Source organism: Aquidulcibacter paucihalophilus, from assembly GCF_002105465.1.
In the GTDB taxonomy this organism is placed as follows: domain Bacteria; phylum Pseudomonadota; class Alphaproteobacteria; order Caulobacterales; family Aquidulcibacteraceae; genus Aquidulcibacter; species Aquidulcibacter paucihalophilus.
Window position 1 is genome coordinate 1 of sequence record NZ_NCSQ01000046.1, and the last position, 9,730, is coordinate 9,730.

Annotated in this window: 9 protein-coding genes; all 9 read left to right on the forward strand. The window is 53.3% G+C overall.

Annotated features, from left to right (window positions below; genetic code table 11):
* Positions 1-209 (forward strand): integrase core domain-containing protein (locus tag B7364_RS04130; RefSeq protein ID WP_157893476.1); only part of this gene is annotated, 209 nt, incomplete at its 5' end.
* A gap of 316 nt (positions 210-525) precedes the next feature.
* Positions 526-822 carry a hypothetical protein gene (locus tag B7364_RS04135; RefSeq protein WP_085338677.1) on the forward strand — a complete coding sequence of 99 codons (297 nt, stop codon included), beginning with the start codon at positions 526-528 and terminating at the stop codon, positions 820-822.
* Positions 823-1,494, forward strand: coding sequence for a helix-turn-helix transcriptional regulator (locus B7364_RS04140; RefSeq protein WP_085338678.1), 672 nt, complete (start codon positions 823-825; stop codon positions 1,492-1,494). It begins immediately after the preceding gene.
* Positions 1,472-1,735, forward strand: coding sequence for a TfoX/Sxy family protein (locus tag B7364_RS04145; protein ID WP_085338679.1), 264 nt, complete (start codon positions 1,472-1,474; stop codon positions 1,733-1,735). Before B7364_RS04140 ends, B7364_RS04145 begins: the two co-directional genes overlap by 23 nt.
* A 423-nt stretch (positions 1,736-2,158) precedes the next feature.
* Positions 2,159-3,397 carry an ABC transporter substrate-binding protein gene (locus B7364_RS04150; protein WP_085338680.1) on the forward strand — a complete coding sequence of 413 codons (1,239 nt, stop codon included), beginning with the start codon at positions 2,159-2,161 and terminating at the stop codon, positions 3,395-3,397.
* Complete coding sequence (locus tag B7364_RS04155) at positions 3,394-5,085, forward strand: ABC transporter permease (protein ID WP_085338681.1); 1,692 nt, start codon at positions 3,394-3,396, stop codon at positions 5,083-5,085. The genes B7364_RS04150 and B7364_RS04155 overlap by 4 nt, the downstream gene beginning before the upstream one ends.
* Positions 5,082-5,717, forward strand: coding sequence for an ATP-binding cassette domain-containing protein (locus B7364_RS04160; protein ID WP_085338682.1), 636 nt, complete (start codon positions 5,082-5,084; stop codon positions 5,715-5,717). Before B7364_RS04155 ends, B7364_RS04160 begins: the two co-directional genes overlap by 4 nt.
* Positions 5,718-5,805: 88 nt before the next feature.
* A complete protein-coding gene (locus tag B7364_RS04165) occupies positions 5,806-8,832 on the forward strand; it encodes a TonB-dependent receptor (RefSeq protein ID WP_085338683.1) in 3,027 nt (1,008 codons plus the stop codon).
* Between the two features lie 12 nt (positions 8,833-8,844).
* Positions 8,845-9,462 carry a CDP-alcohol phosphatidyltransferase family protein gene (locus B7364_RS04170; protein WP_085338684.1) on the forward strand — a complete coding sequence of 206 codons (618 nt, stop codon included), beginning with the start codon at positions 8,845-8,847 and terminating at the stop codon, positions 9,460-9,462.
* The last annotated feature ends 268 nt before the right edge of the window (positions 9,463-9,730 follow it).

The window sequence follows — 9,730 nt, forward strand, 5'->3', positions numbered from 1 at the left end:
TGTTCATCGAACGGCTGTGGCGGTCGCTGAAGTACGAGTGCATCTACATCCATGCCTTCGAGACTGGCACCGAGCTGCGGGCAGGCCTTGGAAAATGGAGCAGCTACTACAATGCCGACCGGCCCCAGTCGGCCCTTGGCGGGGCCACACCCAATGAGGCATATGCCAAANAGATCAGGCTGAGCCAAAACTCCAATTTGCGGCGTTAGAACCAAAACCAGATACAAGTTATCAAAGCCGCAAACCTGTCCGACGAATGGGGTCCACCTCACAGACTTGCCGATTGAGACCGCCGTCTAGCCACTTCATCTCAGCAAATTAGCCAAAGGGCGGAGCCTCACAGCTCCGGCCTTTTCGCAGTGTCGCTTAAGAATCCGTGTCACGTGCGCATTCAGACCAAATTTGCTCAAAGCGATTAAACCAATGGCTGTTCTCATATCAGGACCAGCAGGAAGCTACTGACACCATGCTGTCAGTTAGGGTGTGGCATAGACCCTTCAGGCGTTAACAAAGGAGGCCCTCACCATGACTGGTTCTGTTTTGGAAATCGTTGAGTTTAAGTCGTCCGCTGACGTGGAACAGGTCCAAAAAGCGGCAAGTTTGCTGGAATCTTGGTTGCGCAATCAGGCAGGATTTAAATGGCGGAGGCTCTCTTTGCGTGACGACGGTATCTTCGTTGATTGCATTGAATGGGATGATATGAATAGCGCTAAAATTGCCGCCGAGACAATCATGACTGAACCTTCCGCTCATGCTTTCATGCAGCTTATCGACGGCCCAAGCGTGGTTATGCATCACGCAACTATCGTGCTGTCGAACTAGATGCGCCGTGCAGACCGCCTCTTTTCACTCATTCAAGCGTTGAGAGGCGGTCGCCTGCGCACAGCCTCATGGCTTGCAGAGCAATTGGAAGTGTCGACGCGGACCATTTATCGCGACATTGCTGATCTACAAGCCAATGGAACGCCAATCGACGGGGAGCGCGGGATTGGTTATCTGCTCCGGGGCGACTTTTTCTTGCCGCCTTTAGCCCTTACAGGGCCTGAGCATGAAGCTTTACGCTGGGGCTTGGCCCTTGTCTCGGCCCATGGAGACGAAACATTGGGCCTTGCGGCTCGCGAAGTGCTGGTGAAATTAGGGGTGCATCAGGCACCATTTCATGCGCCACCAACTTTAACACCGCAGGACCGCCACATGTTGAAGGCAGTTCGCGAAGGGCTGGCTGCACAGCAACGATTACACCTCGCTTATAAGGATTTGGGCGAGGCGCCGTCCGAGCGAAGTGTCCGCCCGTTGGGAATGGAACATTGGGGCAAAGTGTGGACCCTGACGGCTTGGTGTGAACTGCGCGGCGACTTTCGGGTCTTTCGGATTGACCGGATCGTCAATTGTGCTCTGGGCACTCATTTTGGGCATGAAGCCGGCAAGAGGCTCGAGGATTACCTCGCACAACTAAGGGCGAAGACTGACAATGCCACCCCGCAGAATAAGTGAACTTCACGGCCTCGGGCCGACGTCTGAAAAGCTATTGGCGCGGATCGACATTTATGACGAAGAACAGCTGCGCGCCATAGGAGCCATAGAGGCCTTTGCCCGTATCCGCATGACGTCTGAATTCAGGGTAAGCTTGAACCTGCTCTATGCACTCGAAGGCGCTCTCACAGGCCATGATTGGCGCAAGCTGTCGCCGGCACAGAAACAATCGTTGCGCAGTCAGCTGGCTCGCCCGAACTAAACAGTCATTTCTCGCTCATCTGAACGGCAAAGTGTCTGCCATTGCCATCACGTTTGACGGTCTTACCCCAATTCAATCTCCACTATCGTCAAGTCCCTTCGGCCATAAGGCACCTGAAAGAGGACTTCGGCACGACGATCAAAGGCCAGCGAACACTCAATGACCGGCCAATTTTCCCGGGGGCCTCCCTTGACAACACAAATATTACTGACCCCAACAATTGGAATTCGAAATTGTTGCGCGATGGCGGTTAGGCATCAACCCATTCCTTGCCATAGGGGGTTGCAAAATGATCGAAAGGATGACGCGCAAAACGCCTCAAACGGCCAAGGAGGAAGCTTTTGTACTATCTTTCCTGTAAGCGTGATGTAGGTTGAGGCTCAAGACCTTGATAAGATTCAACCGAGCGCAAATGAGGGCTGGATGCATCTCCCACTGAATTTCCCTAGTCGTCGCACAATCTTAATCGGCTTTACAGCAATCGCTGTTACGTCCTGTTCAAAACCTAATCCCTCGGCAGGTGCATTGCCAGGGACTTGGGAGGAGATCATGGCCGCTGCACGCGGCCAGACGGTTCGGTGGAATGCTTGGGCAGGGGACCCAAAGATCAATGCCTATATTACCTGGGTCGCTGAAATTCTAAGAAGCCGCTTTGATATCAGGCTGGAACACCTAAAAACCGACAATACTGCATCCGGCGTAACCCGATTGATTGCCGATAAGACTGCCAAGCGCACGTCTGAAGGTTCCATCGATTTGATGTGGATTAATGGCGAAAATTTTGCTGTCGCCAAGCAGCAAGGCCTTCTATTCGGCCCTTTTACCGATCGCCTGCCGAATTTCAAATTAGTTGATACGATTGGAAAACCTTCTACGATTCTTGATTTCACTTTACCCACTCTAGGCTTTGAAAGCCCGTGGGGAATGGCGCAGATCACGTTCTTCTATGATCAAGCCCGGCTGCCTAACCCACCGCGTTCACTCGAAGCGCTGTTGGCTTTTGCCACTAAAAGGCCAGGTCGCTTTACATATCCAGCGCCCGGAGATTTTGTTGGCGTCACCTTCTTAAAGCAAATTCTGTCAGAACTTTGCGCTGATAAAGACGCTTTAAAGCGGCAGGTGAACCCGACAGAATTTCCGGCCATGACCGCCCCTTTGTGGGATTATCTAGAGCGCCTTCACCCCAATCTGTGGCGAGCGGCACAAGCTTTCCCGCCAGATTATCCTGCTCTGATGCGCCTCCTTGAAGATCAAGAGGTTGATTTGGCTTTAGCGTTCAACCCAGCTGAGGGGACTACGGGGGTGACCGCCGGTCGACTGCCGCCAACCACACGCGCCTACACTTTGGACAATGGCACCATTACAAACTCACACTTTGTCGCCATTCCGTTTAACTCTTCGGCCCGCGAAGGTGCCCTCGTGACTGCCAACTTCCTACTTTCCCCCGAAGCTCAAGCGCGTAAAGCTGATCCCAAGGTTTGGGGCGATCCAGGCGTTCTTGAACTTAGTCGGCTCACGCCCAAAGATCGCACTTTGTTCGACGCCATCTTGGATCACCCCTCCATGCCAAGACCGGAAGATCAGGCTAGGGCCTTGCCAGAGCCGCACCCTAGTTGGCACCTTGCGCTGAGCGAGGCGTGGCGCGCGCGCTTTGCCGCATGACGCGACACTCCGGGACGAGATGGTGGATTGCAGGCCAGTTATTGCCGCTGGCGCTTCTTTTGCCGACAGGTTTTGGCCTGTTGGGTGTCCTCTTACCGACTTTTGGGTTTCACCCAGGGCTCAATGAAACAGGCTTCTCCCTCCAAGCTATCAACGCCTTGACCGGCGACCCAAGCTTCGGCCAAGCAATTTGGACAACACTCATCTCTGGATTGGGCGGCGCATTTCTGTCGGTAGGGGCTGCTTTTGGATTTTGCGCGTCCATTTATCACACGCCTTGGTTCAAACGGCTCAGAGCACCTTTGTCAGCGGCATTAGCCCTCCCCCACGTTAGCTTTGCCGTAGGATTTGCATTTCTTCTGGCCCCAAGTGGCTTCTTAGCACGATTGATCTCACCGGAGATATCGGGCTGGCAACAGCCGCCTGATTTCTTGATCGTCGGCGACCCTTGGGCCTTATGCTTGCTGATTGGCTTAGCCCTCAAGGAGACTCTTTTTCTGGTTTTGATGATTATTTCTGCACTCGGCCAAGTCAGGGCGGATGCGATGGTGCGGACCGCACAAAGTTATGGCTATGGCCCAGTACGGGCGTTCATGCTGATTATCGCGCCCCAAATCTACCGACAGATTCGGATACCAATTTCTGCGGTTATCGCTTCAAGCGTGGGCAGCATCGATCTTGCGCTTGTTCTTGGACCAAGTGCGCCACCGACACTTGCCGTCTTGGTTCTAAATTGGTTCGGCGACTTTGACCTCGAGTTACAGTTTCAGGCTGCAGCAGGCGCCTCGACGCTCCTCCTGATAAGCTTGGTGGCAATCGGTATCTGGGACGTCTTGGAACGCCTAACTGGCCAACTTGGCCGCTTGTGGATATGGTCCGGCAGGCGAAGTGGGTGGGCCGACATTGCTATAGCCGCTTTCGGCCAAAGCGTAGCAGGCCTGTCCCTATTTGCGAGCCTATTGAGTGTGTTGGTTTTGCTGATTTGGTCGTTTGCTGGCCAATGGCAGTGGCCAGAGGCACTACCAATGTCATGGAGCCTATCGCATTGGGGCTCGTCGATGGCAGCTATCATAAAGCTTTCAGTAACAACAATTGGTCTTGCCTGTATCTCGACCTTGCTTGCTTTGATCTTATGTCTCATCGCCCTTGAAGCGCGGGACAAGGGTGGCCGTTCGCGCCCTCAAATTCTCCCATTGTTACCGCTGCTTTTGCCGCAAGCTAGTTTCCTATTCGGTGTGACGATCCTTTGGAGCGCCTTGCATTGGGATGGCTCCGTCGCGATAGTCATTTGGACGCACCTCCTATTTGTCGGACCATACATCTATTTATCCTTGCATGGACCCTTTCAGGCGCTTGACCCAAGATCAGCCTTGACAGCCCGAACGCTTGGCAAAACAAGATGGGCAACCTTTCTGGAAGTGAAAATTCCGCTCCTGTTTCGTCCGATCGTGACGGCTGCAGCGATAGGATTCTCTGTGAGTGTGACATTGTATCTGCCAACCCTAGTTGCCGGTGCCGGGCGTATTTCAACTCTGGCAACCGAGACGTTGGCACTCGCCTCTGGTGGTGATCGAAAGACCTTAGGCGTGATAGCCATAAGCCTCACGGTTCTGCCCTTCCTTGCCCTATTGGCCTCGCTTGGTCTCTCAGATTTTGTTGCCACCCGGCGCAAGGGCTTACTCATATGAACCACCAAACCAGCGGTCTAAGCCTCGAAACCGTCTCAATCTCCATTGAGTCGCGTCCCCTATTGAGCAATTTCAGCCTTCACATTCGATCAGGCGAAGTTGTTACCATCATGGGGCCCAGTGGCGTGGGAAAATCCAGCTTGCTTGCATTTGTCTCGGGTTCGCTCAGGCCGCCATTCCAGGCATCCGGTAGGATCGACTTAAATGGCCGCCAACTCGCGGATCTGCCAATCGAACAAAGACGGGTCGGGGTTATCTATCAAGATGACCTCCTGTTCGCGCATTTAACCATTGCCGAAAACCTAGCATTTGCTTTGCCCAGCAAAATTGCACGTCGAGAGCGTCAGGAACGGGTAAAAGCCGCCTTAGTGGACGCGGAGTTACCGGATTTCGGCCCCAGAGATCCCGCAACGTTGTCAGGTGGTCAGAGGGCGCGGATTTCCTTGATGCGGGCGCTGTTGGCTGAGCCTGAAGCGCTCTTGTTAGATGAGCCGTTTTCGAAGTTGGACCCGGCGCTGCGCGACCGCATGCGGGCTTTTACCTTTGAGCGTATCTCTGCGCGGGCCTTGCCAGTCCTCCTCGTCACACATGATCCCGCAGACGTCGAAGGGCGACTCATCACATTGTCCTAAATCAGACTGTGTTTAGAACCCAAAAAGTGTAACCTTTTCTAATAATCTCACGTAGGTGATCTTATCAGATTGAAAAACAGAGGTTTTTATGGATCGCTTTCTACTCGTGTCGCTCACAGCTCTAACCGCATTTTGTGCAGTTCCAACGTTGGCCTTGGCAGAAAGTTCCATTCAAATCAGGCTCATCGGCCCCGATGGCAAAGCTGCGGTGGGTGCAACGGTCGAGGCGCAAAATTCTGAAACCGGCCTTAAACTCGAAGGCCAAAGCGACCAGCAAGGCAGGGTTCGCTTTGGCGGCCTCGACACGGGTGGTACCTGGATCGTCCGCGCCCTTGAAACTTCAACCACCGCTGCTGCCCAATCAGAAGCCCTACGATTGCGAACTGACTTCCAGTCGTCTGTAACCCTTCTCTTGACGCCAAATGACACCGATACCGTCATTGTAACCGGCAGACTTGGGCAAACCGGATTTAACACGTCCAATGGAGAAATCTCCGCAAGCCTGGACGCAACAGCAATCAGCATTCTGCCTGTCGAAGCGCGAAGCTTGGAGCGCCTGCTATTCCGGCTCCCTGGCGTGACCCAATCGACGGGCTTTTTTCCAGAAGCCCCGTCGGTTGCCATTAATGGGGCTAATGCCTTGCAAACCAGCTACCTTGTGGACGGTCTCGACAATAATGAGAATTTCCTCGGTGGCCAACGCTTCCCCGTACCGGTCGGCGCAATCCAAGATGTCACTGTCTTATCGGGCTCATACTCAGCTGCCTTTGGACGAACCGCCAATGGAGTGGTCAATGTTACCACACCCTCGGGTAGCAATGAATTTCGCGGCGAAATATTTGCTGTTTCAAGGCTCAATGACCTCATTTCCGAGCGGTCTGGTTCGGGACAAACATCCCTTTTTGGAGCGCCCGTTTCGGAAAGCTTTTCGCGCAATCAGGGCGGGATCGCTTTATCGGGTCCAATCCTCAAGGATCGTTCGTTCTTTTTCCTGAATGCAGAGTTTATTCAGGACAAAACCGACAATATCTTACGCGCCCCGGCACTTGGTGTTGATACGGTTTTACCCGGCACCAACGAACAGACCTTAATCACAGCTCGGTTGGATCATTATTGGACGGATCGGTTCAACAGCGCTGTCCGGATAAATTATGGCAATGTCGAACTGGAACGACAAGGTGGTGGCCTTACCGGTGGCGTGACTTTCCCAAGCGCTGGCAGCGTACAGGATCGTGAATCGCTAAATCTTGCGGCTACCACAAAATATCGCGGCGACACGTTCGATTATTCCGGCGCGCTACAATATAGCAGCTTCAGATGGGATTACGGCCAGCCCTTGCGCGGTGATGGTCCCCAAGTTGCGCTATATGCTGCTGGAAATCTCTCCGCACCAATCGCCGTGATTGGTCATCCAGGTTATGTATTCGATAGCAGGGAGAAGACTTGGCAGACCCAGCATGCGGTGACCTTTGATCGCGGCACCCATCGGCTGCGTGTAGGCCTTGATTATATGCGCGCCAATTTTAAACTCTTCGGCGGCGGTAATCCAAATGGCAACTTCAGTGTTGCTTTGACACCAGCACAAATCAGCGCCTTCGCAGGCCGGGGTACTGGCTTGTCCGTGACAGACTTGCCACCCAATCTTCAGATTTTGAGCGCCAGCTTTGAGACCCAGCCAAGCTCCTTTGGAAAGAAACAAGAGCTGACCAATCTCTATGTCGAAGATCAATGGCAGGTCACAGATGACCTCAGCCTCACACTTGGTCTTCGATGGGATTATGACTCCTTGACCTCGGTTGTTGGCGATGGCGACACCGATAATTTCTCGCCGCGCTTTTCCTTCAATTATACTCCGAACGAGGCCCTCGCGATACGTGGAGGGATCGGGATCTTTGTTGAGAAAATACCCTACGCCATCATTTCAGATGCGATCCAGCAGAACTCGCGCGCACCGGGCTTCCTCGAACAGCTTCAAACGCTCATCAACCGCGGAATTTTGCCAGCTGGAACACAGATTAACGCCATCACAACCGATCGCGGCAATATTTCGGTTGATGCAACTTCGCTATGCACCACGCTCACGAGCTGCCCTGATCCCCGTAGCTTGACTGCACAGCGCAATGCGTTGCCGCAGGGCGAGCGCCGTATCTTCAATCCTAATGGCCTCGACAACCCGGAAACTCTCCAACTGAGCTTCGGTATACAATGGCAACCCACAAACGCGTGGCAGTTCGGCTTAGATGCGCTTTATTCGGATGGCAAAAATCTTTTGCGCCTTCGCGATTTGAATGCACCGACACCCTTTGTCTTCAATCAAGCCGCTTATGACCAGCTTGGGGCAGCGGCAGTGGCCGCTTTAACGCCTGCCCAGCGTCAGGCCCTGGGTCTTATCCGCACGCAAGCGGCAGCTGATGCAACGCGCCCAGCTCTTTTGGCTGGGGGTATAGTTCCCCAGGGTGGCGCGCGCTCAATCATTGTCTCCGAGACGGAAGGAAAATCGGAGTATCGTGCCCTCACTTTCACAGCCCGGCGCCTTCGTGCAGATGGGTGGTGGGATGGTGCCCTCTTTTACACCCTATCCAGTCTTAAGAATGATACAGACGACATCAACTTCCGCGCCAATAATGCAAATGATTTTGCTGCAGACTTTGGTCCATCCCTCAATGACCGAACACACGTGATTTCGGCCATTTTTAATGCCTATCCTCAGGAACGGCTCACATTTACGCTCGCGGCTCTGATCCAGTCGGGTCAGCCCATCAATTTCATCCCTAATGCCGCGATCTTTGGCACGACGGATTTAAACGGCGATGGCCTGTCGTTTGCTGATCAGTTTACAGGAAACCCGGATCGCTTCCCCGGCGTGGGCAGAAACTCTGGCCGATTGGATTGGTCGGCGACCCTTGACGCCGGAGCAAGTTATAAGATTAATGTCGCACGCGGGGATGTTGAGTTGCGGGCTGACATATTCAATCTATTCAACACAGAGGCTGAAAGTGGCTATCCGGTCAATTTCACGGTTTCTAACCAACGCCAAGTTTTCGGGCAGAGTTTAACCCGCAATAGTGTCGGTCCCCCCCGTACCTTACAAATGTCGGTTCGCTACAGCTTCTAATTGGTTCGTGCCATGTTTGATGCCCCGCTACGTAAATTGATTGACCCGCCGCTCAACCAGATTGCTAGCAGTCTGGTTAAGACTGGCATTGGCGCAAACGCAATAACCTTACTCGGTGTGATCTTCGCGATTGGCTGTGGCTTCGCCATTGCATTTCACGCCTACGGACTTGCGCTTTTCCTCGCCGCCATCAATCGGTGTCTCGATGGATTGGACGGAGCAATTGCCCGAGCAAAAGGCCCAACCGATTTTGGCGGTTACCTCGATATCGTGTGTGATTATGTGTTTTATATCGCAGTGCCGATAGGCTTCGCCTTGGCCGATCCAAGCAATAATGCCGTACCTGCAGCTGCCGTTCTGGCAAGCTTTTGCCTTACCGCTTCAAGCTACCTTGCCTTTGCAACGCTTGCCGCCAAACGGGGCGTAACGACCAAGGCTCGAGGACAAAAGTCCTATTATGCTGCGTTCGGCATGATTGAAGGCTCTGAAACAATTGCATTCTTTGCCGCCTTCCTCATATGGCCAACCCATTTTCCCAGCTTAGCCTTTGTATTAGCCGGGCTTTGCATCCTAACGACCGTGGCCAGAGTGAAAGTTGCACAGGGGGTATTCAAGGAAGGCAATGAATAACTTCAGGCTTCAATGGCATTCCTATTGCGCTTGATTGAGGGCTTGCGCACTTGAGTGGGCCAGTCGACAGGAGCGGATGAAGACGGCAGTATCAATCCTCTGGGTTTCGATGTGGTGGTCTCCGAAAGTAGGCCGTCCCTCATGTCCGGCTCGATTGGCGATATGATATGCGAGCAATCACCATGACTTGCTTGCCTTGATTTACTGCCAAAGCTTGCACATCGAGTCTTAGGCCGTGTGGACAAAGTGGATTCCCAAATCAGTTAGT